The organism is Aeromonas sp. s2 (genome assembly GCF_040907935.1).
In the GTDB taxonomy this organism is placed as follows: Bacteria; Pseudomonadota; Gammaproteobacteria; order Enterobacterales; family Aeromonadaceae; genus Aeromonas; species Aeromonas dhakensis.
Genome location: NZ_JBFOCR010000005.1, coordinates 193,637 through 216,970, shown reverse-complemented (window position 1 = coordinate 216,970; position 23,334 = coordinate 193,637). Strand labels below are relative to the sequence as shown.

Here is a 23,334-nt window from a genome sequence, read left to right as displayed (position 1 = left end):
GTCAGTCCCGCTTTTGCCACCTTTTTGGCATAATGCCCCCTTTTGTTGCAGCGGGACGCCCCTTTGACCATCCAGACCCTGTTCAAGCCAGACGGCCCTCTGGCCAGCCACATCGACGGTTTTGTCGCCCGCGCCCCGCAACTGGAGATGGCCGAAGCGGTGGCCAACGCCATCAAGTCACACGGTCGCTTGCTGGTGGAGGCGGGCACAGGTACCGGCAAAACCTACGCCTATCTGGTGCCGGCGCTGGAATCCGGCAAGCGGGTGGTGATCAGCACCGGCTCCAAAAACCTGCAGGAGCAGCTCTTCTATCGAGACCTGCCTACCATCACCGGCGCACTCTCCTATACCCCGCCGGTGGCTCTCCTTAAGGGGCGCAGCAACTATCTGTGCATCGAGCGGATGAACCGGCTGCTCAGCGAATCCCACCTGCAAAAGCCCGAAGTGCTCAACGATCTGGTCAAGGTGAAGTCCTGGTCCACCGCCACCGACAACGGTGACGTGGGGGACATTCCTGGACTGCAGGAAAACGCCGAGATCCTCGCCCACGTCACCAGCACCAATGAAAACTGCCTCGGCCGCGATTGCCCCTATTACGACGATTGCCATCTGGTGGTGGCTCGCCGCCGCGCCATGGATGCCCAGGTGGTGGTGATCAACCATCACCTCTTCTTCGCCGACATGGCGGTGAAAGACACCGGATTTGGCGAGCTGGTGCCAGAAGCGCAGGTCTATGTGTTTGACGAAGCGCACCAGCTGCCCGAGATCGCCACCAACTACTTTGGCAAGTCGGTGGGCAGCCGCACCATCCAGGATCTGGCGCAGGATATCCAGCTTGCCTATCGGGCCGAGGCCCACGACATGGGTCAGCTTGGCAAGGCGGCAGACAGGCTCGCCATCGCGAGCCAGGACTTGCGGCTCGCCTTCGGGGTGGACGGCGGTCGTGGCAACACCCGCGACATGTTGCGCCAACCGCTCTGGGGCCAGGCGCTGGCCCGCCTCAACGATGCCCTCGGCCTGTGTTACGAGGTGCTGAAGCTGGCGCTGGGGCGAGGGGAGCAACTTGACCACTGTTTCGAGCGCATCAGCGAGCTGCGCACTCGCCTTGGCGAGGTGCTGGCGGTCAACCAGACCGGTTTCTCCTACTGGTATGACTGCTCGCGGCTCCATTTCACCCTCAATCTGACCCCGCTGTCGGTGGCCGAGCGCTTCGGCGCCGAGGTGCTGCGCCCCGAGGTAGCCTGGGTGTTTACCTCGGCGACGCTGACGGTGGACATGCGCTTTGATCACTTCAAGGCGGAGTTGGGGCTGGCCGGCAGCGCCGAGCTTATCCTGGACAGTCCGTTCGACTATGGCGAGCAGGCGCGCCTGTGTGTGCCGCGCTTCCTGCCCGAGCCCAATGCCTTTGGTCGGGGCGAGCAGCTGGCCAACCTGATGATCCCGCTCATCAACAAGACGCCGGGGGGCTGTTTCTTCCTCTGTACCAGTCATCAGGTGATGCGCCAGGTGGCCGAGGTGCTGCGCCGGGAGATCGGTCGCACCGTGTTGCTGCAGGGGGAGGACAACAAGCAGCGGCTGCTCAAGGAGTTTGTCGAGAATGGCCGCGCCGTGCTGGTGGCGACCAGCAGCTTCTGGGAGGGGATCGACGTGCGTGGTGCCGCGCTCTCCTGTGTTATCATCGACAAGCTGCCGTTTGCCAGCCCCGACGATCCGCTGCTGAAGGCGCGGGTGGATGATTGCAAGCTCAGGGGCGGTGATCCCTTCGCCGATATCCAGCTGCCCAAGGCGGTGATTGCCTTGAAGCAGGGGGTGGGGCGGCTCATTCGTGATCGCAGTGATCACGGCGTACTGGTCATCTGTGATCCCCGCATGGTCAACAAACCCTACGGCGCGACCTTTATCAAGAGCCTGCCCGCGATTCCTCGGACCCGGGAGCTGGCCACCCTGGGCGGTTTTTTCGATCGCAAGAGCTGAATCTACCGAAGATGCTGCGCACCCGTGCACTGGCGAGGCGGCCACGCTGCCGATAGGGGGTCGAGGCGGCCCTCAATGCGCGCACCAGAATGTGAAAACTGCTGGCAGAGCCTGCTTGCAGATTATGTAATTGACTGATTTTATAGAGATTGGAAAGCATGAACGAGTTGAAGATCCTGGCCGTAGATACCGCCACCGAAGCCTGCTCCGCCGCCTTGCTGGTGGGGGAGAAGGTATTCTCCCGTTGGGAAGAGGCGCCGCGGGATCACACCCGTAAAATCCTGCCCATGGTTCAGGCTGTGTTGGACGAGGCCGGGGTAACCTTGGACGAGCTCGATGCCATCGCCTTCGGCCGTGGTCCAGGCTCCTTTACCGGGGTGCGGATCGGCATCGGCGTGGCACAGGGGCTGGCGCTGGGCGCAGGTGTACCGCTGATCGGTATCTCCACCCTGGCCGCCATGGCGCAGGGAGCTCATCGGCTGGACGGCGCCGAGCGGGTGTTGACCGCCATCGATGCACGCATGGACGAGGTCTACTTCGGCCATTATGAGCTCATCGATGGCCGCATCCAGCTGGTGGGCGAAGAGGTGGTGAGCGGCCCCGCCGCACTGGTGGCGTCCCGCGGCACGCTGCCGGGCAGCTTTACCCGCGTCGGTACCGGATTTGAGACCTATGGCGAGACTCTCGCTGTGCTGGCCGACGAGCTGGTGGCGAGCCAGGTACGCTTCCCGGCGGCAGAGGACATGCTGCCGCTGGCCCGCAGCGCCTGGCTGGCCGGCGAGGCGGTGGCGGTCGAGCAGGCGACCCCGGTATATTTGCGTGACAAGGTGACCTGGAAGAAGCTGCCGGGTCGCGAATAAGGGCAGGAGTGGCAGACTTGTCGCTCATGCCGGTCGACACAGGCCCCACGTGGGCGGTTGAGAGGTCGGGCCCAGCCCGACTCAAGGAGAGTGACATGTTGAAGCGTGCAATGGTGATGGGGGCCGCCGGCCTTCTGCTCGGTGCCTGCAGCTCGGTTCCGCAAGAGCTGGCCTATGAGCCCGCCAACCAGCTGGTGGCCTACCAGCCGGCGCTTGCCGGCCTGGAAGGCAAGCCGGCCCGCTGGAGCGGCGTCATCTCGTCGGTACACAACAAGGCGGATCAGAGTGTCATCGAGGTGGTCTATCTGCCGCTCAAGTCCAACGGGGTGCCGGAGCAGACCGAACAGAGCCCGGGCCGTTTTCTGGCCATCATGCAGGGTTTTGTCGACCCGACCCTCTATGCCAAGGGGCGCAGCCTGACGGTGCTCGGCACCATAGCCCAGCCGGTGGACAGCCAGATTGGCGAGCACAAATATCGCTTCTCGGTGCTCAAGGTGACGGGCAGCAAGCTGTGGCCGCCGGTCAAGGAGGTGGAGGTTCGCTACATGGATCCCTACTTCTACGACCCCTTCTATGATCCCTACTGGCCGAGACGGCCGCTGCGCCGCTAGGAGCTGGGCATGAACACCTTGCTGCAAGAGCGCTTCCTGACCCTGGCCGACGGCCGCCGGGTTGCCTTGCTCGAGAGCCTGCCGGCGCAGGGAGAGCAGGGGGACAAACCGCTGCTGCTTGCCCTGCATGGCTGGCTCGACAACAGCGCAAGCTTTGTGCCCCTGGCCCCTTATCTGACCCACTTTCACCTCGTCTGTGTCGATCTGCCGGGGCACGGTCGCTCGGATCACAAGAACACACCCTATGTCTTTGTCGACTGGCTGGACGATCTTTATCAGATCACCCAGGCCGCCGGCTGGTCGCGCTTTGTGCTGCTGGGCCACTCCCTGGGGGCGCTGATTGCCTCCGCCTATGCCGGAGTCTTCCCCGAGCAGGTGGAGCGGCTCATTCTGCTGGAGGGGCTCGGACCCCTCAGTCAGCCGGACGACGCCGTGCCGGAGCAGCTGCGCCGAGCCATCCTCAACCGCAGCCGAACCCGCGAGCGAGCCTCCCAGGGCTTTGCCTCCATCGACGAGGCGGTGGCGGCGCGCTGCAAGGTGGCGGACATCACCCCGAGTGCGGCACGCCTTATCTGCGAGCGGCAGCTGGAAGCGCGGGCAGGGCGCTGGCACTGGCGCAGCGATCCTCGTCTTAGGGATCTCTCCCCCATGCGCATGAGCGAGGGGCAGGCCCAGGCCCTGATCCGGGCCATTGCCTGTCCCGTGCTGTTTATCGCCGGCGCAGAGGGTTTTGCCAGCCTGCAGGTACAGTGGGGAGAGCGTCATGCCGCCTTTACACGCATTGAGCGTGTCGTTTTGGCGGGAAACCACCATTTTCATATGGAAAATTCGGCAGAGACCGCTGTTTGTATCGAAAAATTTTGTCAAATTCGGTAGAATCGACGGCTTTCAATAATTCCAGGTTTGTCTTCCCCCTCACATTTTTCTGTTGTTAATTCGCTGTTAATTGATGTTGCCCTATGTAAATATGGGCGGCATTAGAGTATGAGCTTAAAACAACTGCTTGAAATGGATGTGAACAGGGACGGAGGCAACACAGTGAGCGCACAGGTGCTAGTTATGCAGGAGAAGTTCGTGGAAAAAGTCTGGCTGAAGCGTTATCCAGAAGGGGTGCCCGCCGAGATCAATCCAGACCAATACAGCTCCCTGGTCGAGATGTTTGAAGAGTCGGTGAACGAGTTCGCCGACCAGCCTGCCTTCGTCAACATGGGGCAGACCATTACCTATCGTCGTCTCGAGGAGCAGTCCCGCGCCTTTGCCGCCTACCTGCAAAACGAGCTCAAGCTGAGTCAGGGCGACCGGGTCGCCGTGATGATGCCCAACCTGCTGCAGTACCCCATCGCCGTGTTCGGCATCCTGCGTGCCGGCATGATAGTGGTCAACGTCAACCCGCTCTACACCCCGCGCGAGCTGGAGCATCAGCTCAAGGACTCCGGCGCCAAGGCCATCGTCATCGTCTCCAACTTTGCCCACACCCTGGAAAAAGTGGTCTATGACACCCCGGTCAAGCACGTGATCTTGACCCGGATGGGGGACAACCTGGGGCTGGCCAAGGGAACCCTGGTCAACTTCGTGGTGAAATACGTCAAGAAGCTGGTGCCCAAGTACAATCTGCCCCACGCCAGCACCATGCGTCAGGCGCTGGCCAAGGGTCGTTATCTGCAGTACATCAAGCCCGAGATCAACAACGACGATCTCGCCTTCCTGCAGTACACCGGTGGCACCACCGGCCTCTCCAAGGGGGCCATGCTGACCCACCGCAACATGATTGCCAACGTGGAGCAGTGCCTCGGCGTCTATGGTCCCATGCTGGAGCGGGGCAAGGAGTTCGTGGTCACCGCACTGCCGCTCTACCACGTGTTTGCATTGACCGTGAACTGCCTGCTGTTCATGCGCATCGGCGGTTACAACCTGCTCATCAGCAACCCGCGCGACATCCCGGGCTTTGTCAAAGAGATCAAGAAGTACCCCTTCACCTGCATCACCGGGGTCAACACCCTGTTCAACGCGCTGGTCAACAATGGCGAGTTCCAGAGCATGCCGTTTGACAAGCTCAAGCTCACCATCGGCGGCGGCATGGCGGTGCAGCGGGCGGTGGCCGAGCAGTGGAAGGCGTTGACCGACACCCCGCTGCTGGAAGGTTACGGTCTGACCGAGTGTTCACCCCTGGTGAGCGTCTGCCCCTACGATCTGGTGGACTACAACGGTTCCATCGGCCTGCCGGTCTGCTCCACCGACATCCGGCTGGTGGATGACAACGGTCAGGTGATCCACGAACTCGGCAAACCGGGGGAGATGCAGGTACGCGGCCCGCAGGTGATGAGCGGTTACTGGCAGCGGCCGGAAGCCACCGCCGAGGTGATGCAGGATGGCTGGCTCTGTACCGGCGATATCGCGGTGTGCGACGAGCAGGGTTTCTTCAAGATCGTCGATCGCAAGAAAGACATGATCCTGGTCTCCGGTTTCAACGTCTATCCGAACGAAATTGAAGACGTGGTGGCGCTCCACCCGAAAGTGCTGGAAGTGGCCGCCGTCGGCGTACCGCACAAGGTCTCCGGCGAGCTGGTGAAGATCTTCGTGGTCAAGAAAGATCCAAAGCTGCTGGAAGACGAGATTATTGCGCACTGCCGCAAACATCTGACTGCCTATAAGGTCCCGAAACTGGTAGAATTTCGTGACGAACTTCCCAAGACCAATGTGGGCAAGATCCTGCGCCGCGTGCTGCGCGACGAGGAGATTGCCAAGCAGTAACCGGCGTGGCGCTGCCAAGCAGCATGCCGTCGTTATGCAAAACCGTGGGTCAGCCCACGGTTTTTTCTTTTGGCCCTGATCAACGCGCAGGCACAGATGCATTATCAACTCATTTCACAGCAAGCCGAACTGGATCAGTATCTCGCCTCCCTGGCCGACGTTCCCCTGGCCATCGATACTGAATTCGTCCGCACCCGTACCTATTACCCCCAGCTGGGCCTGTTCCAGATCTACGACGGCCACCAGCTGGCACTGCTGGATCCCTTGACGCTGGATCTCTCCTCCCTCTGGCAGCGACTCGGTCGGGCAGGGCAGATCGCCATTTTGCACGCCTCCGGCGAAGATCTGGAGCTTATCCAGCATCAGGCGGGTCATCTGCCCAACCAGATGCACGACACCCAGCTGGCGGCAGCCTTTCTGGGCCACGGGGTCTCGGTGGGCTTCGGCGCCCTGGTCAACGAGTTTCTCGGTGTGACCCTGGAAAAAGATCAGGCGCGTACCGACTGGCTGGCGCGTCCGCTCACCCCCCGTCAACTTGAATATGCGGCGGCCGACGTCTTCTATCTGCTGCCCCTCTACGACAAGGTGATGGCGGCGCTGCGTGAAAGCGGCAAGTTCGCCTGGTTCGAGCAGGAGTGCCAGAACCACTCCGCCCGCAAGACCCAGAGCAGTGATCCCCGCCAAGCCTATCTCGACATCGTCAACGCCTGGCAGCTGGGGCGCCGTGAGCTGGCGATCCTGCGCGAGCTGGCCGCCTGGCGTCAGCAGGAGGCGGTGCGCCGGGATCTGGCCCTCAACTTCGTGGTCAAGGAGCTGCACCTGTTCAAGGTGGCGGAGCGCAAGCCCACCTCCCTGCGGGATCTCAACGAGCTGGGGCTGGCCCCCATCGAGATCAAGATCCACGGCAAGCGGATGCTGGATATCGTGGCTGCCGCCCAGCAGAGCGATCCCGCCGGCTGGCCCGAGCCCATTCGCCGGCTGGTGGATTACCCCCAGTACAAGGCGGAGCTCAAGCGCATCAAGGGGATGGTGGAAGAGAAGGCCAAGGCCAGCAATATTCCGCCCGAACTGGTGGCCAGCAAGAAGATCATTCACCAGTACTTCACCTGGAGCTGGCGCATGAGCGACGAAGAGCGGGCCCGGGCCGACAAGCCCATGCTGCTGCAGGGCTGGCGCTTTGAGCTGGTTGGCCATCTGTTGGCCCAATGAGATAGCGCACAAGAGAACGGGCCCACTGGGCCCGTTTTTTTCATCTGATGGGCGGCAATTGATAGCGATAGCGGGCCAGGATCTGGGTGTATTCCGGGCTGGTGAGCAGCGCCTGGATGGCCTCGTCCAGCCGGTGCAGCTGGGCTGGCGTGGTGGTGCGCCGGCTCAGCATCAGATGCACCGGTGTGCGCTGGATATTGAGCAGGGGGGTGAGGTCATCGAGTGAGATACCGGCCAGGTTCATCTCCTGCAGCCCCATGGGATCGATGACCACCCCCTGAATGCGACCGGCCAGCAGCAGCTTGAGCAAGGGCTCCATCCGCAGGCGGGCCAGCAGCCGATCCTGCATCTGGGGCGATTGCATGAAGGTGCGAAAATCGGTGCCGTAATCAAAATCACGCATCATCCCTATGGTGAAATCCTGCCGTGGCAGCAGGTCCGAGAGCTGGGTGATCCCTTGCCAGCGAGCCCTGTCCTGACGGCGCACCAGCAGCACTGTCTCTTCGTTGCGATAGGGCAGGCTGAAGCGGGCGTACCGCTCGCGCTCGGCGGTCTGGTTGGCGGACATGGTGAGCTGGATGGTGCCGAACTCCAGCTCGCGCAGTACGCGGGCCCAGGGCATCTCGCTGTAGCTGGCGCTGAAGCCGGCCCGGCTGAAGATGGCTTGCAGCAGGTCGATGTCCAGCCCCTGCAGCTGCTGCTGTTCATCGCGAAAGCTGAACGGGTGCCAGCTGGCCCAGCCCACCTGCAGTGACTCCTGCGCCCAGGCGGCGGTGCACAAACACCATAACAACAAGACTCTGTACACGGAGCTATCCCTGTTCAGCGTGGTTGTTGTTGATTATTGAATAGAAATGTCGGGCTGACCAGCCCGGGGGAAAGGATGCACGAAGGTGCATCCCTCAGAGCTCGTGGGCGTGGAATCCCTTGCGATAGCGGGCTTCGCAGCGCGGGCAACGTTGCAGGGTCGGGTCCTGCTCCAGCGATTCGATGGCCAGCGGTTCCTCGCAGTCGGAGCAGAGGCCATAGAGGCCCAGATCCATCTGGCAGAGGGCGGCATCGATCCGCTTGAGCCGGGCCACGCTCTGCTCCACCTTGGGCAAGTCGAGGCGGCTGGTGAGATCGACCAGCTGATCCCGCTCGCAGTGATCCACCTGCTCCGCCCACTCGTCACGCCGACAGGCTTTGAGCTGACCGATCAGCTCTTCTCTTACTTGCGCCCAGTCAGTCAGCAGGCGATCACGCCACACGGCCAACTGAGCTTGCGTCATTTCACACACACTAGCCCCCAACGGACGAATAACAAATTGTGGGCAGTATAGGGAAGCGACAGGATTATCAAGATGATATGCGTCAAGTAAAGAACGGTTAGATCACAGTTTTCGCGGCCTGCAGCAGGGCGTCCCGAATGGGATGGGTCTCCTTGAGTACCCGGATCTCCTGAAACAGCTGGTCTGCCTCGGGATACTCCCGCTTGAGGTAGCTGAACCACTGCTTGATGCGACTCGGGTAGTAGTCGGCCTTCTCGCTGGCCAAATCCTGCTCGGTGTAGCTCACCATCAACTGCAGCACCTCGGCCCAGCTCATGTGGGCACAGCCGGTCTTCATCACGTTGGCCAGGTTGGGCAACGAGATGGCGCCGCGGCCCACCATCAGGGCATCGCAGCCGGACACCCGGGCACAGGTGAGGGCATCGGCATGGTTCCAGATCTCGCCGTTGGCGGTGACCGGGATGGGCAGTGCGCGGCGAATGGCGTCCACATACTCCCAGTGAGCCGGCGCCTTGTAGCCTTCGCGCTTGGTGCGGGCGTGCACGGCCAGCTCGTTGGCCCCGCCCTGATGAACCGCCTGGGCGTTCTCCAGATAGAGATCCTTGTCATCGTAGCCGAGGCGGATCTTGGCGCTCACCGGCAGATGGGCCGGCACCGCTTCGCGCACTGCCTTGACGATGCGATAGATGGTCTCGGGCTCCTTGAGCAGCACGGCCCCTCCCTTGCTCTTGTTGACCGTGGGGGCGGGGCAGCCAAAGTTGAGATCGACGCCGGGGGAGCCAAGCTCGATGGCCCGCAGCGCGTTTTCGGCCAGCCATTCTGGGTGTTGGCCCAGCAGCTGTACCCGCACCGGCGTGCCGGCCCGGGTCTTGCCGTCCTGCTTGAGCTCGGGGCAGAGGCGATGGAACACCTTGGCCGGCAGCAGCTGATCGACCACCCGGATGAATTCGCTGACGCAGAGGTCGTAGTCGTTGACGGAGGTGAGCACCTCCCGCATCAAGTGATCCAGCACCCCCTGCATGGGGGCCAAAATAACGCGCATAACCGGTTCCGCAGGGCAAACAGAGAAAAAAGAGCGCAGATTGTAGTGGCAATGGCCGGGATTGTCAGCCGTTTGGCCACTCGATGAACCCAATCGACGGCCACCGCCTGGGCCAGGCTGTCAGCTTCCAGGCCAACTCTGTTAGGCTAAAGGCAGAGATACATTCAGAGGAGTACCCATGAAACGCTGGTGTCTGATGGCCCTGGGCTGGCTTGCCTTCGCCACCGGGATAGTCGGGATAGTCCTGCCCCTGCTGCCGACCACCCCCTTCATGCTGCTGGCGGCGGCGCTGTTTGCCCGCTCGTCCCCCCGCTTTCATCGCTGGCTGCTAAGCCATCCTTGGTTCGGGCCTCCCATTGCTGACTGGCAGCAGTATCGCGGCATTCGCCGCCATGCCAGGCGGCGCGCTATTTTCTTTATTCTGCTCTCCTTCTCGGTGTCGCTGGCGGTGGTGCCCCTGCTGTGGGTCAGGCTGCTGCTCATTGCCATAATGGTGATCCTGCTCACCTGGTTAATGCGGCTGCCGGTGCTGGAGCCAGTTGCAATGGAGAAGTGAAGTCCCTAAGCTATTGCGGCAATAATGCTATGGAGTCGGCCCGTCATTTTTGCGTGACGGGCCTTTTTATTTCCCGCTGGCGGGAAGCTGAGAGAAACGACCATCTGCGTCGAAAAACAAACGGTCAAACCATGAATCCGGAAACCCTGAAATTTATCGAAGCGAGCATCAAGACCATTCCCGACTATCCGAAGCCGGGCATCCTGTTTCGCGACATCACCAGCCTGATCGAGAATGCCGAGGCCTTCAAGGCCACCATCGATCTGCTGGCCAATCACTATCGTGATCAAGGGATCACCAAGATTGTCGGTACCGAAGCGCGCGGCTTCATCTTCGGCGCGCCGGTAGCCTTCGCCATGGGTCTGGGCTTCGTGCCGGTTCGCAAGCCGGGCAAGCTGCCCCGCGCCGTCATCGAGGAGTCCTACGCCCTCGAATATGGCACCGACACCCTGCAACTGCACACCGACGCCATCGTGCCCGGTGACAAGGTGCTGGTGGTAGACGATCTGCTGGCTACCGGCGGCACCGTCGATGCCACCGTCAAGCTGATCCGCCGCGCTGGCGGTGAAGTGGCCGATGCCGCCTTCATCATCTCCCTGCCGTCGCTGGGTGGTGATGCCCGCCTGACCGCCGCCGGCGTCAAGGTGGTCTCCCTGGTCGAACTGCCGGGCGAATAAGCCGCCAGTCCAATCACGCAGACGGGCCTCGTCAGCCCGTTGCCTGCGTCCAAACCGGTGCCCGAGCGGGCATCGGTTTGAAATTCAAGCGATCCCTCCCGCCTCGGCCGATAGCCGATACAGCCCGCCCCGCATTTGTGTTAGCATCCAGCCTCAATGCCTTGTCATCCCTGCATCGAGATCTATGAGCTATCAGGTTCTGGCGCGTAAATGGCGCCCCCATACGTTTGAACAAGTGGTAGGCCAGCATCATGTGCTGACCGCCTTGACCAACGCCCTGGATCAGGGACGGCTGCATCACGCCTATCTGCTGAGCGGTACTCGCGGGGTCGGCAAGACCACCATTGCGCGCATCCTGGCCAAGAGCCTCAACTGCGAGCAGGGGATCAGCAGCCATCCGTGCGGCGTGTGCGACACCTGCCGCGAGATCGATCAGGGCAACTTCGTCGATCTGCTGGAGATCGATGCGGCGTCACGCACCAAGGTGGAAGATACCCGCGAGCTGCTCGACAACGTGCAGTACCGACCGGCCCGTGGCCGTTTCAAGGTCTATCTCATCGACGAAGTGCACATGTTGTCGCGCCACAGCTTCAACGCGCTGCTGAAAACCCTGGAAGAGCCGCCCCCCTATGTGAAGTTCCTGCTGGCCACCACGGATCCGCAGAAGCTGCCCATCACCATCCTCTCGCGCTGCCTGCAGTTTCATCTGAAGAGTCTGGATCAGACCCAGATCGCCAAGCAGCTCGAATGGGTGCTGGATCAGGAGGGACAACCCTTCGAGCCGCGCGCCCTGCTGGCCCTGGCCAAGGCGGCGGACGGCAGCATGCGCGATGCCCTGAGCCTGACCGATCAGGCGCTGGCCCACGGCAATGGCAGCGTGCGCACCGACAGCGTGCTGGCCATGCTGGGGACCCTGGATCACCGCCATCTGCATCAACTGCTGGAAGCTGTGCTGCGCCAGGATGCACCCGCCACCATGGCCAAGATCACCGAGATAGCGACCCTGGGCCCCGACTTTGATCAGCTCCATGCCGAGCTGGAAGGGCTGCTCCATCGCATCGCCATGGCGCAGCTGTTGCCCGCCACCGTGCAGGAGCAGGGGGCGGATGCCGATGCCCTGCTGCAGCTGGCCCAGGCCATGAGCCCGGAAGAGGTGCAGCTCTGCTATCAGATCGTGCTGGGTGGCCGCAAGGATCTGCCCTGGGCCCCCGATGGCCGCACCGCACTGGAGATGACCTGCCTGCGGATGCTGGCCTTCTCGCCCCGGCGCGAGGTGCTGCACCCGGCCAGCCTGACGGCGCTGCCTCCGGCACTCGGTGGCCTGCCCGCCGCTGGTGCGAGGAGCACGGCCCCCACCTTGGGAAAGCCCGAGGGGGTTGAGCCACCCCCGGCCACCGGCATGATGCCGCAGGCTCCGTCAACCGACGCCGCGATTTCGCCCGCGCCGGTTACTTCTTCTGCATCGGTCGAGCACCAAGGGGCGCAGGAGGCCGGACAGGCCGCCCAGCCTCACCCACAGGTGGCTGACATGGCGGAGCCGGAAGGCGGCGCCGCGCTGGATCCGCTCTTTGCCGAGCAGGCGGAGCTGCTGCGTGAAGCTGAGCAGATGGGCTATGAGGCCGCGCCCGAGTCGATCGTACCCGCGGCTCAGCCTGCCGCAGCCGAGCCCGCGTCCTCCGTACAAAGCGCCGCACCAACGAATGTGGCTGACGAAGTGGCTGACAGCGGGGAGGGGAGTGTCTCTTCAACGGTGGCCAGCATGCAGAGCCTGCTCGGCAAGCGCAATCTGCTGCGAAGCCGCCTGCGCGGCGAGCCGAGCGGCAATGTGGCGCCAGCCCGGGCGACGCTGGTCAAGCCGATGGCGGCCGCCAAACCGGCAGCGGTGGCACCGGCTGCGGCCATGCCGCCCTCGGCACTTAACTCCCCGAGCGGTATCCGAGTGCAGGCTGCTGCCCAGGCGGTCCAGTCAGGTTACGATGAATTGCCGCCGCTCGATGTCTATGAAGAGAGCAGCAGCGACTACGAAGAGTATTTGAATCAGGGTTTCAACGATGCGTTCGCCAGCGCCCCCTTGCCGGAGCGAACCACCCAGGTGACGCCGACTGCGCCTGCCGCGCGTCCCCAGGCGGATGATCTGCCGCCCTGGGATCTGGATGGCAGTGCCGGCCGGCAGACGGTTGCTGCACCGAGTGCCCCGGCCACCGTTGCAACGCCCCCTGAGGAGACCATCAGCGAGCCAGCCGCCTCGGTCATGGAAACCATCGACTGGAACGAGCTGGAGAGCGACAACCAGCCGCAGGGGAGTGAGGAGGCGGCCAGATTGATCCCCTCTTCGCTGCTGGCCAATTGCGGCGACCATTGGGCCGAACTGATTGCCCGCACCGGTGTGGGCGGCCGCCTGCGCCAGCTGGCCATCAATTCGGTGATGGAGCAGCAGGGCGACAAGGTGCTGCTGACTCTCAAACCCGAGCAGCGCCATCTGGTGAGCGACAGGGCGCGCGCCGATCTGGCCGAGATCATCGGCCCCGAACTGGGGCTTGCGGTACAGGTGAACGTCACCCTGGGCGTGGTGCCCGAGCGGGAAACCCCGCTCGAGATTGAGCACCGCCTCTACCTCGGGGTGCGGGAGCAGGTCACCCGGGATCTGGAGCAGGATCCCAACGTGCAATTCTTGCAACAGCGGTTTGGCGCCATGCTGCACCACGACAGCATAGAGCCGCTGAGCAACTGATCACACCATCCGGGCCTGGTGCCCGGTTGAAAAACGGTTTGGCCGTCCCCACTTAGGACGGGTAAACCCACGGCCCGGCGCTGGATGCCGGATTTCAAGACGAGAGACGACATATGTTTGGTAAAGGTGGAATGGGGAACCTGATGAAACAGGCCCAACAGATGCAAGAGCGCATGCAGAAGATGCAAGAGCAGCTTGCCCAGATGGAAGTAGTCGGTGAAGCCGGCGCTGGCATGGTCAAGGTCACCATGGCCGGCAGCCACAGTGTGCGTCGCATCGAAATCGACCCGAGCCTGATGGAAGATGACAAAGAGATGCTGGAAGATCTGGTGGCTGCGGCCGTCAACGATGCCGTGCGTCGCGTCGAAGAGCAGAACAAGGCCAAGATGGGCGAGCTGACCGGCGGCATGCAACTGCCTCCCGGCTTCAAGATGCCCTTTTAAGGACTCATTTCCAGTCGCAGCAATAGGCTGCGCGTGATGGTCTGCCCGTCGGTCGTGATGGGGCACTTGCCCCGACTTCCCGGTCAACTCTCTCCGGTAACGCTGGAGCGTCGTTGCCGACCCATGGGCCAGGATGGGGCAGGTGATTTCCTCCCGTTGTCAGCCAGTGGCTTGTGCAGCGATTCAAATGCCTTCACCATCCGGATGCATCGCGAGTAGTCATGACGCAGCTGACACTTTCCCCGTGTCAGCTGCGTTTTTATGAGTAGGGGTCCACGTCTGTCACGCTGCCCACCACATCGAATCGGTGCAAGGCCTGTATTCTCTGCTTGTATCCCTTCCGCCCCCTCTTGCTTCACTTGCCTGTACCTCGTTCGTGAGGGGGCTGATGCACCGCCGCTGGCGGCGCGTGCCGACAAAAAAGAACGCCAGCCTCGCGGCTGGCGTTATTTCTACGGACCTGGCGGCTTATTTCAGGTCGAAGCGATCGTTGTTCATCACCTTGACCCAGGCCTTGACGAAGTCGCGTACGAACTTCTCCTTGCCATCTTGCTGGGCATAGACCTCGGCGTAGGCACGCAGCACCGAGTTGGAGCCAAACACCAGGTCAACCCGGGTGGCGGTCCACTTCACGGCGCCGCTCTGACGATCAACTATGTCGTAGCTGTTACGCCCGGTGGGCTTCCAGCTGTAGGCCATGTCGGTCAGGTTGACGAAAAAGTCGTTGCTGAGCACCCCGACCAGGTCGGTAAAGACGCCGTGGGCCGACCCGCCGTGGTTGGTGCCAAGCACCCGCATACCACCGACCAGCACTGTCATCTCGCGGGCAGTGAGCCCCAGCAGTTGGGCTCGGTCGAGCAGCATCTCTTCCGGCTGCACCTGGTAGTGCCCCTTCTGCCAGTTGCGAAAACCGTCGTGCACCGGCTCCAGGAAGGCAAACGACTCGGCATCGGTCTGCTCGGCGCCGGCATCGCCCCGACCCGGCGCAAAGGGAACGACGATATCAACCCCAGCCAGCCTGGCCGCCTGCTCTACCGCCGCGCTGCCCCCCAGCACAATCAGGTCGGCGATGCTGACCGGCTTGCTGAGGGTGGCCTGCAGGGCAGTCAGGGCATTGAGCACCTTCTCGAGGCGAGCAGGCTCGTTGCCCTCCCACTCCTTCATGGGAGCGAGGCGGATACGGGCCCCGTTGGCGCCGCCGCGATAGTCGGAGCCACGGAAGGTGCGGGCACTGTCCCAGGCGGTGGCGATTAAATCGGCCGGCGCCACGCCGCAGGCCAGCAGCTTGCCCTTGAGCTCGCTCACCTCCTGCTCGGAGAGCTGGTAATTCACCGCCGGCACCGGATCTTGCCACACCATGACTTCGCTCGGCACTTCCGGCCCCAGGTAGCGGCTGCGCGGCCCCATGTCGCGGTGGGTCAGCTTGAACCAGGCGCGGGCAAAGGCGTCGGAGAAGAGGTCTTGATCCGCGGCGAAGCGCTCGGCGATCTCCCGGTAGACGGGGTCAAAGCGCAGCGCCATGTCCGCATCGGTCATGATGGGGTTGCAGCGGATGGAGGGGTCTTCCACGTCCACCGGACGATCTTCCTCCTTGATGGCAACGGGCTCCCACTGCCAGGCGCCGGCCGGACTCTTCTTGAGCCACCAGTCATGGCCCAGCAGCATCTTGAAGTAGCCGTTGTCCCAGCGAGTCGGATTGCTGGTCCAGGCGCCCTCGATCCCGCTGGTCACCGTGTCGCGACCGATGCCACGGGTCTCGTGGTTGATCCAGCCAAGCCCCTGTTCATGCACATCCGCCCCTTCTGGAGCGGGCCCCAATTTGGCAGCGCTGCCGTTGCCGTGGGCCTTGCCGACGGTGTGGCCACCGGCGGTGAGGGCGACGGTCTCTTCGTCATTCATCCCCATGCGGGCAAAGGTGACGCGCATGTCGTGGGCGGTTTTCAGGGGATCGGGATTGCCATCCACCCCTTCCGGGTTGACATAAATCAGCCCCATCATCACCGCGGCCAGCGGGTTCTCCAGATCCCGTTCACCACTGTAACGGCTCCCTTCACTGCCGCTCGGCGCCAGCCACTCCTTCTCGGAGCCCCAATAGACATCTTTTTCCGGATGCCAGATATCCTCGCGGCCACCGGCAAAGCCGAAGGTCTTGAGCCCCATGGATTCATAGGCCACGTTACCGGCCAGGATCATCAGGTCGGCCCAGGATATCTTGTTGCCGTACTTCTGTTTGATCGGCCACAGCAGGCGACGGGCCTTGTCCAAATTGCCGTTATCGGGCCAACTGTTGAGGGGCGCGAAGCGCTGGTTGCCGGTGTTGGCACCGCCGCGCCCGTCGGTGGCGCGATAGCTGCCGGCGGAGTGCCAGGCCATGCGGATCATCAGACCACCGTAGTGGCCCCAGTCGGCCGGCCACCAGGGCTGACTGTCGGTCATCAGAGCATGCAGATCGGCCTTGAGGGCATCGTAATCGAGGCTGCTGAAGGCATCAGCATAATTGAAAGACTCATCCATCGGATTGGTCTTGCGGTCATGTTGGTGCAGGATGTCGAGGTTGAGGGCATTGGGCCACCAAACTTGAGGCTCCTGGCCGGCGGAAGTATTGGCTCCGTGTGCAAAAGGGCACTGACCGGCCCCATGAGTGTGTTTGTCCATTCACTATGTCCTCTTATTAACGTTATGACGGTGAAACAGTGCTCTTCGTTCCTAAGATCAATCTAACTCTGAAATAGCGTTACTGAACATAAGGTTAAAACTCTGACATTCATCGGCAATGACGATTGAAGATCAGCTTTCATACGACAATTTCTGCTTGAGCCACCCGTGATTCCCTTGCACACGAGAGCGCCGGCGTGCAGATATGTGCGTTATCTCTGGCTGCCTGTCAGTATGATCAAATCGTGGAGACATAGATGATAGTTGAGCGTCGAACCGGCGCCTTGCCTCAGCCTGGCCATGGATGAGTGGGGGAAGAGTCTGCGCCTTATCGCAGGCCATCTGATCACGACTCTTTATTGCATGCTCAATGTCTATAGCGTGAACCGAGGGCGCCTGATTGAATCGAATGGATGGCGGTGGGAGCTCTTCATTAAAAAGCCGGTCATGTTGATAGTCCGGGCAAGCAATCATGGCCGGGTTTTCGGCTGCGACTCTTATTTGAAGGACATTGGCAAGGGAATATCGTGCAGGCGCGTCATGTTGACAGGTATTGAGCACGGATAAGCGCGTAAAAAGCAAAGAAGCCAGGAGTGCGACAGTCCTGGCTTCTTTGCTTTATGCGGCCTGATCTGGTGATGCAGGAGCAGGCTGTTCAGCCGGCGTTGGCAAATTGACTGGCCACCTTGAGCCAGCGTCTATCTCAATGGCCTTTCTCCGATGGGGTCTATCCCCGTGCAATTCATCAATGGTCGCAGCGCCCCTTGACCCAGTAGATGGCGCGGGCATCTCTGTCCACTCTGGGGTGCCCCGTGGCCAGCAACCGGTAGGTATGCCCGGCCAGCAAGCTGGCCAACTGGAAGTTCTTGTCGTCCTGATTGATGAGCAGGCTGGTGAAGATGGGGTCACGGCAAGTCAAGATGTCATGAAGCCGCGCCGTGTCGACGTTTTTGATCTGCCAGTCGCCGTACACCGAAAAGAGTCCCCGCTCGGTTTCACCAAAGTTCCAGCCGGCAATCCGGGCACGCTGCTCGATGGGGATCTTCAGCAAGAAACGATCCGTATCGCCTTTCATCGCTTTGGCGGCATCAATGGCGGGGTAGGCCAGGGTAAATGCCAGCAAGAACATGATGCCGGATGCACTGGCCAGCAGGGTGGCTCCCTCAATTTCACGCCAGCGCCATAACTGTTCAGCCGCGAAAATAAGCAATACCGCCGCCAGCACATGACGCCAGCCGAGGGTGCTGATGACGCCAAGGGTCTGGTCGGGGATCTCCACCGGCAACAGCGGCAGGTAGAAAGGGGCCATGAGCAGGGCCAAAGCGAACAGGAACATGAACAGAGTCCAGCCACGGCCATAGCCATTCAGCCAGCGAGGCCAGCTGAGGCTCAGTTGCCCGATCATCAGGGCAAAGACCGGCATCAGCGGAAAGAGGTAGAGGGTCCGCTTGGTGGAGGCCACGCTGAGCAGCAGCAGGGTGCCCACTGTCCAGATGAGCAGGAACAGGCGGGAGGCGCTCCACTGTTTCTGCCTGATGGTCTGCCAGCCCCAATAGAGCACGAGGGGCAGCCAGGGCAGGGTGTATTCAGCCAGCCCGGCAAGGTAGAAGAAGTATTCACCGGACTTGATGTGGCCCAGTTCGGCGGCGCTGCCTGTCAACCTGCCCACCTGATTTTGCCAGAACCACTGTTGCCAGAGCGCGTCTCCCTCGGGATGTTGCCACAGGGCCAACAGCCAGCCTGCGATGGGCATGACGAACAGCAGGCTCATGCCGAGGTGCTGCATCACGAAACGGTTTCCCTCGTTAGCGGCAAGATGACGCCTGAGCGCCGGGATGAACAGTGCCAGCCAGCCAAAGAAGAGGGTGATGGGGCCGATGGGCCCCTTGACCAGAAAACAGAGGGAGAGACCGAGCCCTGCGAACCAGAGCATCCGTGATCGACCACCCAGGTACCATTCGGCGAAAGCCCACATGGTGAAGGCGACGAAAAAGGCGAGGCTGGTGTCTACCCGGATCCAGTGGCTGTTCATGATGAAGCCCTCCATGGTTCCCAGTGCAATGACCGACCAGAGCGCCGCAGTGCCTGAACCCAATACCCGCTTGGCCAGCAGGCCGGTGAACAGCAGTGTGCCCAGGGCCCAGAGGGCCCCCACCAGGCGCAACGTCACCATGATGCCCAGGGTATCGTGCAGCAGGGCCAGCAAGGGGATGGCAAGAATGTAATAGAGCGGGGGTTTTTCGATAAAGCTGCTGCCGGCCAGGGTCGGGATGGCCAGCTCACGGCTGTTGAACATCTCCCAGGCGATGGCGGCTTCGCGAGGTTCGTCTGGCGTCCATAGCTGGTGGCCAAACTGACCCATCAGCACGATGACGAAGACCATGATAAGCAAGGCACCGAGATGAGTCTCGACTGCGGGTCTAGTGGGCAGCATGGGACCCTCCTGACCGCATGAATTGCGGTTGCCTGTCGACCCTGTCGAAAAATGCATGGCGATGATGTGTCATGACAATATCCATATTTAATCTGTGTCACCAAAAATAAGAGATCGGCAGTCAACTGTAGTATCACAGCCATGGGGGAATGATAATGAGGAAGTTGTTACCAAATATTGCCTGTAAAAATAAAAATGGGGTACTGCTGTTCTGCTGTCAGGTTGGTTCGTCAACCTAAAAGACGGCTGCATTGAGGCCTGCTGCGGGGCTGACGTAGCTGTCACCGTGAGCTCGCGGGCGACATGACAGGCCTGATTCAAGACTTGCCTTGGTCACGTTTGCCATACGGTTTTTTAAATGGATTTATATTGTTTATAAATTTTTCAAGCGGCACATCATGCACCTGACCCATTGTTGCTCATTATTGGTGATGCTCAGACGGTATCAATTTGATGATCGTTAATGGGCAGGGCATGCATTATTTTCAGTGTTGGAGAGGGGGTCGATAAATTAAATAAACAGGGAGGCAAGCCTCCCTATTTAGTGTTTCAGCCAACGTGCTGATGCGTGAGCCTCTTTGATCCTTCAAGCCAGCCAGCCGAGTGCAATGGCAAGGCGACCGCAAAGCGCAGCCAGCACAATACCAAGCAGGGTACGCAGCAGCCAGATCACCACCAGTTGTCCCACACTCACCGGGATCCGGGTGGCCAGGATGCAGGGGATGGAGGCCGAGAAAAAGAGCACCGAGCTGACCGAGACCACGGCCGCGACATAGCGCACCAGCAAATCTGCATCCTTGAGCAGGATGGCCGGCAGGAACATCTCCGCCAGACCGGCCGAGAGCGCTTTGGCGGTAGCCAGCGGCTCTCCCAGATCGAGCAGCCAGGTGAGCGGCCATAGCAGCCAGCCTATCAGATCGAACAGGGGGGTGTGCTGGGCCAGCAGCAGGCCCAGCAAACCGACCGACAGTATGGTCGGCACCACGGCGGCAGCCATGTGAAGACCGTCCCTGAGGTTGTCCCGCAGTTGGCTCAGCAAGGGTTCGGCCTGGCTGGATTGGGTGAGCCCGGCAGCCATGGCCGCTTGCCAGCGGCGTTGGCCGGCAGGCAAGGGTTCGTCGGTGTCGCCTTCATGAGCCATGGTGGCGATGGGAGGCACGCGCGCCAGGATGGCGGTGATGATGAAGGTGATGATCAGGGTGGACCAGAAGTAGAAATTCCACTGCGCCATCAGGCCAAGGGTCTTGGCCACGATGATCATGAAGGCGGCCGACACGGTAGAGAAGCCGGTGGCGATGATGACGGCTTCGCGCACCGTGTACTTGCCTGCCAGGAAAACCCGGTTGGTAATGAGCAGACCCACCGAGTAGCTGCCGACGAACGAGGCCACGGCATCGATGGCGGAGTGGCCTGGCGTGCGCCAGAGGGGGCGCATCACGGGCTGCATCAATACGCCGATAAGCTCCAGCAGACCGAAGCCGAGCAAAAAGGTGAGGGCCATGGCGCCGATGGGCACGATGAGGCCCACCGACATGGCCAGCTTGTCGAACAGAAAAGGCAGTCGATCCGGGGTCATCAACCAGGTCGGCCCGATCCCGGTGACATAGATCAAGGCCACTCCCAGGCCCAGCAGCTTGAACAGGCTCAATAGCCTGTCGATGGGGCGCGCACGCCAGCGGCCATCGAGCAAGGGCATCACAGCACCATACCCGATCAGCAACAGGATGAGGCCGGTCGCCAGGGGGCGTTGGGTCATCACCAGGCCGGCCAGATGATCCACCACTATGGTGCTGCGCCCCCCCAGCTCGACCGGAATGAAGAAGATGGCGATGCCAAGCAGGCTGGTCAGCAGCAGCTTGATGCCTGCGCCTGGCTTCATGGGGGTTGACAGTAGGTTGTCCGATTCCATATCTGCTCCTTGCGGTGGGTGTCAGTCCGTGTGTTGGGTCGTTATTTGTATATACATTAAGTATTTCAGGAGTGAATTAAACACAAAATTAACCAAAATGAAACACCTTGAGCGGCGACGACAGCGAGTAAGCGATGAGGTTGGCGGCAAAGGGAGTCGGTTGGATTTGAGAAATGATCAGGGGAGCAGGGAGCTGTCGGGCAGGGTGCCAGCATGGCCGAGGGCGAGAGGTGGCAGGCGCTTAGGCGTGGAGCGGCCCAAAATAACCAGGTCTGTGGAGTGACATAGTTGCGTTGATTGGCACCCCTGGGCAACTTGTCGCAGCAAATGGCACGAGAGGGCTGCTTTGTTGCAACATTGTCGCGTCGGCGGAGCCTGTTGTTTGCCACAGACAAGCACAACATCAGCGACAAAAATCATAAAAAACATTAACTTGGATTTAAGATTTTCGCTTTCGAGCGCTCTTATGTCGTTTCATCATTACTATTTATGGATCAGTTATAAAACCTTTGTTCATTTGACTACTTTTCGCGTTTCTCATTGCAGAGTAAGATGCCACTTCAATAAAAATAAGAAATTAGGAGTTCGGGTGTGAAGGCATTAGTAAAAGAAAGGGTATCGCCCTATATAAGCCAGTTATATGAGTGCGGTATTAATGATTCTGACATTAAGTTGGTGGTGGATCAGTTCCGCTCCGACGTGTCAGGCAGCTCGTCGCTGTTCTTGTTGCGGGATGACGACAAGAGCGACGGCATCAAGCTCTTTTCCAGTGGTTTGACCGAAGCCCAGCAGCAGTTCTATGTCCAGCACCATCGCCAGGATGTGTGGTTCAATCACTATCTGGACAAGGGCTGCCAGGGGATCGTCAGTGCCAACAGCCTCTCCAATTCGGCGGGTTTGCTGGCCAGTTTCGGCGCCCAGTTTGCGGCCGGCGGTGTCTGCCGGGTGAAGGGGCGGGGGCTGAGCAGCCTGTCTACCTATCGTGCGGCGACGCAGGATGATTTCAGCGCGCAGGAAATTTCTTCCCTTGGCGAAGTTTATTCTGGCCTGGCGGCCTGGAGCCAACATTATTGGAACTTGCTGGCCCTGGAAACCCAGAACTATCAGCTGCAACAGCTGGTAAAAAACCATAATAAACCCAGCGCCATCGTCGATGACAAAGGGCATATCCATTATTCCAACGTCGCCTTCAATCGTATTGCCGACGAGAACGTGGAACTGCGAGCGGGCAATGGTATTTTCTCGCTGCAAAATAAGGAGCAGCAGCGCCAGTTCAAAGAGATATTGAATGGCTTCGCCTATCTGCTGCCCGGTGCCAGCGCCTATATGTCCATTCCTCGTCAGCCCAATCTGCGGCCGTTGCTGATCCAGTGCACCCTGATGAGCGGTCTCAATCGCTTCGAGCGCTATGTGGAGGTGGTGCTGCGGGATCCCGAACACTCCTTCAACCCCGACATCGAAGCGCTGGCCAGCCTCTATCCGCTCACCATCGGCGAGAAAGAGCTGCTGGTGCTGATGAGCAAGGGCTACAGCAGCAACGACATCGCCGAGCTGCGTGGCGTCAAGGTGGAAACCGTGCGCTCGACCCTGAAAGGGGTGTTCAAGAAGACCGACTGCCACAGCCAGAACGAGCTGCTGCTGTTGCTGCAATCCATCTCCTGATCCATGCGAGCTATGCTTGGAGTGAGCCGGACATAGTGCCCGGCTCGCGCCTCCCGCCCGGGAGGCAGGTTGGGGGAACGCACGATGGAATCACTCAAGGCAAAGGATTACATGCAGACTCGTCCCATCACCTTCAGCGCGGAGATGATGGTGCAGGCGGCAGTGGAAAAGTTTCTCAACAGTCGCCAGCTTGGCGGCCCCGTGGTGGACGAACGGGGCCACCTGGTGGGTTGGGTCTCCGAGCAGGACTGTATCGCCGTCATGTTGAAAGAGGCCTATCACTGTGAACAGGTGGCCCAGGTCAGGGATGTGATGCGCAAGGAGGTGCTGGCCGTCGGCCCCGATACCAGCATCCTCGAGCTGGCCGAGATGATGATGGGACAAAAGCCCAAGATCTATCCGGTCGTGGAGGAGGGGCATCTGCTCGGGGTCATCAGCCGCCACGACGTGATGCAGGCCATCCACGCCCAGCTGGGGACCTGTTTCGTACACAAGGCTCGTGCCTGAGGACGCAGTTTTCACCTCGTCAGCACGTTGGCAGCACAGAGC

General features: G+C 60.9%; 18 protein-coding genes. 12 read left to right on the top strand and 6 right to left on the bottom strand.

What is annotated here, in order from left to right; all coding sequences use genetic code 11:
- The first annotated feature begins 63 nt into the window (after nt 1–63).
- The 6 genes from AB5Y81_RS02455 (at nt 64) to rnd (ending at nt 7,405) form a co-directional block, all read left to right on the top strand.
- Nucleotides 64–1,974 (top strand): ATP-dependent DNA helicase, encoded by a 1,911-nt coding sequence (locus AB5Y81_RS02455; protein WP_010633938.1) that lies wholly within the window; start codon nt 64–66, stop codon nt 1,972–1,974.
- A gap of 158 nt (nt 1,975–2,132) precedes the next feature.
- Nucleotides 2,133–2,834, top strand: a complete 702-nt coding sequence (gene tsaB, locus AB5Y81_RS02450; protein ID WP_279484339.1) for a tRNA (adenosine(37)-N6)-threonylcarbamoyltransferase complex dimerization subunit type 1 TsaB — start codon at nt 2,133–2,135, stop codon at nt 2,832–2,834.
- A 95-nt stretch (nt 2,835–2,929) separates the two neighbouring features.
- Nucleotides 2,930–3,445: a Slp family lipoprotein gene (locus AB5Y81_RS02445; RefSeq protein WP_010633940.1), complete on the top strand. Its 516-nt coding sequence runs from the start codon at nt 2,930–2,932 to the stop codon at nt 3,443–3,445.
- 9 nt (nt 3,446–3,454) lie between these two features.
- Nucleotides 3,455–4,321: an alpha/beta fold hydrolase gene (locus tag AB5Y81_RS02440; RefSeq protein ID WP_185450460.1), complete on the top strand. Its 867-nt coding sequence runs from the start codon at nt 3,455–3,457 to the stop codon at nt 4,319–4,321.
- 198 nt (nt 4,322–4,519) lie between these two features.
- Nucleotides 4,520–6,196: a long-chain-fatty-acid--CoA ligase FadD gene (gene fadD / locus AB5Y81_RS02435; RefSeq protein WP_124249486.1), complete on the top strand. Its 1,677-nt coding sequence runs from the start codon at nt 4,520–4,522 to the stop codon at nt 6,194–6,196.
- A 96-nt stretch (nt 6,197–6,292) separates the two neighbouring features.
- A complete protein-coding gene (gene rnd, locus AB5Y81_RS02430) occupies nt 6,293–7,405 on the top strand; it encodes a ribonuclease D (protein WP_181969393.1) in 1,113 nt (370 codons plus the stop codon).
- A 40-nt stretch (nt 7,406–7,445) separates the two neighbouring features.
- Here rnd and AB5Y81_RS02425 read toward each other — a convergent pair whose 3' ends face one another.
- The 3 genes from AB5Y81_RS02425 to dusC form a co-directional block, all read right to left on the bottom strand.
- The gene (locus AB5Y81_RS02425) at nt 7,446–8,213 is read right to left on the bottom strand and encodes an ABC transporter substrate-binding protein (protein ID WP_279484340.1); all 768 of its coding nucleotides are present in this window, start codon (nt 8,211–8,213) and stop codon (nt 7,446–7,448) included.
- Nucleotides 8,214–8,307: 94 nt separating this feature from the next.
- On the bottom strand, nt 8,308–8,676 hold the full coding sequence (locus tag AB5Y81_RS02420) for an RNA polymerase-binding protein DksA (RefSeq protein ID WP_017782825.1): 369 nt from the start codon (nt 8,674–8,676) through the stop codon (nt 8,308–8,310).
- A gap of 97 nt (nt 8,677–8,773) precedes the next feature.
- Complete coding sequence (dusC, locus tag AB5Y81_RS02415; RefSeq protein ID WP_258117927.1) at nt 8,774–9,718, bottom strand: tRNA dihydrouridine(16) synthase DusC; 945 nt, start codon at nt 9,716–9,718, stop codon at nt 8,774–8,776.
- A 178-nt stretch (nt 9,719–9,896) separates the two neighbouring features.
- Here dusC and AB5Y81_RS02410 point away from each other — a divergent pair, with 178 nt between their 5' ends.
- The 4 genes from AB5Y81_RS02410 to AB5Y81_RS02395 all read left to right on the top strand — a co-directional run bounded on the left by AB5Y81_RS02410 (nt 9,897) and on the right by AB5Y81_RS02395 (nt 14,125).
- Nucleotides 9,897–10,274 carry a YbaN family protein gene (locus AB5Y81_RS02410; RefSeq protein ID WP_010633947.1) on the top strand — a complete coding sequence of 126 codons (378 nt, stop codon included), beginning with the start codon at nt 9,897–9,899 and terminating at the stop codon, nt 10,272–10,274.
- A gap of 131 nt (nt 10,275–10,405) precedes the next feature.
- Nucleotides 10,406–10,951: an adenine phosphoribosyltransferase gene (gene apt / locus AB5Y81_RS02405; protein ID WP_005301034.1), complete on the top strand. Its 546-nt coding sequence runs from the start codon at nt 10,406–10,408 to the stop codon at nt 10,949–10,951.
- Nucleotides 10,952–11,135: 184 nt separating this feature from the next.
- A complete protein-coding gene (gene dnaX, locus AB5Y81_RS02400; protein WP_258117928.1) occupies nt 11,136–13,682 on the top strand; it encodes a DNA polymerase III subunit gamma/tau in 2,547 nt (848 codons plus the stop codon).
- Between the two features lie 113 nt (nt 13,683–13,795).
- Entirely contained in the window at nt 13,796–14,125 is a 330-nt protein-coding gene (locus tag AB5Y81_RS02395; protein ID WP_005301028.1) for a YbaB/EbfC family nucleoid-associated protein, read from the top strand.
- Between the two features lie 468 nt (nt 14,126–14,593).
- On the opposite strand, the gene katG is transcribed toward AB5Y81_RS02395, so the two are convergent.
- The 3 genes from katG to AB5Y81_RS02380 all read right to left on the bottom strand — a co-directional run bounded on the left by katG (nt 14,594) and on the right by AB5Y81_RS02380 (nt 21,123).
- The gene (gene katG, locus AB5Y81_RS02390) at nt 14,594–16,780 is read right to left on the bottom strand and encodes a catalase/peroxidase HPI (RefSeq protein WP_258117929.1); all 2,187 of its coding nucleotides are present in this window, start codon (nt 16,778–16,780) and stop codon (nt 14,594–14,596) included.
- A gap of 745 nt (nt 16,781–17,525) precedes the next feature.
- Entirely contained in the window at nt 17,526–19,214 is a 1,689-nt protein-coding gene (locus tag AB5Y81_RS02385) for a glycosyltransferase family 39 protein (RefSeq protein WP_258117930.1), read from the bottom strand.
- A 586-nt stretch (nt 19,215–19,800) separates the two neighbouring features.
- Nucleotides 19,801–21,123 carry a YjiH family protein gene (locus AB5Y81_RS02380; RefSeq protein ID WP_017779000.1) on the bottom strand — a complete coding sequence of 441 codons (1,323 nt, stop codon included), beginning with the start codon at nt 21,121–21,123 and terminating at the stop codon, nt 19,801–19,803.
- Between the two features lie 591 nt (nt 21,124–21,714).
- On the opposite strand from AB5Y81_RS02380, the gene AB5Y81_RS02375 reads away from it, so the two are divergent.
- Nucleotides 21,715–22,785, top strand: coding sequence for a transcriptional regulator (locus AB5Y81_RS02375; RefSeq protein WP_005301015.1), 1,071 nt, complete (start codon nt 21,715–21,717; stop codon nt 22,783–22,785).
- A gap of 84 nt (nt 22,786–22,869) precedes the next feature.
- Nucleotides 22,870–23,292: a CBS domain-containing protein gene (locus AB5Y81_RS02370; protein ID WP_005301012.1), complete on the top strand. Its 423-nt coding sequence runs from the start codon at nt 22,870–22,872 to the stop codon at nt 23,290–23,292.
- Nucleotides 23,293–23,334 lie beyond the last annotated feature (42 nt).

What these genes read in the sequence shown, in the direction of transcription:
- apt (WP_005301034.1), top strand. Translation starts at nt 10,406, where the DNA reads ATGAATCCGGAAACCCTGAAATTTATCGAAGCGAGCATCAAGACCATT.
- AB5Y81_RS02385 (WP_258117930.1), bottom strand. Translation starts at nt 19,214, where the DNA reads ATGCTGCCCACTAGACCCGCAGTCGAGACTCATCTCGGTGCCTTGCTT.
- tsaB (WP_279484339.1), top strand. Translation starts at nt 2,133, where the DNA reads ATGAACGAGTTGAAGATCCTGGCCGTAGATACCGCCACCGAAGCCTGC.
- AB5Y81_RS02395 (WP_005301028.1), top strand. Translation starts at nt 13,796, where the DNA reads ATGTTTGGTAAAGGTGGAATGGGGAACCTGATGAAACAGGCCCAACAG.
- katG (WP_258117929.1), bottom strand. Translation starts at nt 16,780, where the DNA reads ATGGACAAACACACTCATGGGGCCGGTCAGTGCCCTTTTGCACACGGA.
- dnaX (WP_258117928.1), top strand. Translation starts at nt 11,136, where the DNA reads ATGAGCTATCAGGTTCTGGCGCGTAAATGGCGCCCCCATACGTTTGAA.
- rnd (WP_181969393.1), top strand. Translation starts at nt 6,293, where the DNA reads ATGCATTATCAACTCATTTCACAGCAAGCCGAACTGGATCAGTATCTC.
- dusC (WP_258117927.1), bottom strand. Translation starts at nt 9,718, where the DNA reads ATGCGCGTTATTTTGGCCCCCATGCAGGGGGTGCTGGATCACTTGATG.
- AB5Y81_RS02380 (WP_017779000.1), bottom strand. Translation starts at nt 21,123, where the DNA reads ATGGAATCGGACAACCTACTGTCAACCCCCATGAAGCCAGGCGCAGGC.
- AB5Y81_RS02440 (WP_185450460.1), top strand. Translation starts at nt 3,455, where the DNA reads ATGAACACCTTGCTGCAAGAGCGCTTCCTGACCCTGGCCGACGGCCGC.
- AB5Y81_RS02410 (WP_010633947.1), top strand. Translation starts at nt 9,897, where the DNA reads ATGAAACGCTGGTGTCTGATGGCCCTGGGCTGGCTTGCCTTCGCCACC.
- AB5Y81_RS02420 (WP_017782825.1), bottom strand. Translation starts at nt 8,676, where the DNA reads ATGACGCAAGCTCAGTTGGCCGTGTGGCGTGATCGCCTGCTGACTGAC.
- AB5Y81_RS02370 (WP_005301012.1), top strand. Translation starts at nt 22,870, where the DNA reads ATGGAATCACTCAAGGCAAAGGATTACATGCAGACTCGTCCCATCACC.
- AB5Y81_RS02445 (WP_010633940.1), top strand. Translation starts at nt 2,930, where the DNA reads ATGTTGAAGCGTGCAATGGTGATGGGGGCCGCCGGCCTTCTGCTCGGT.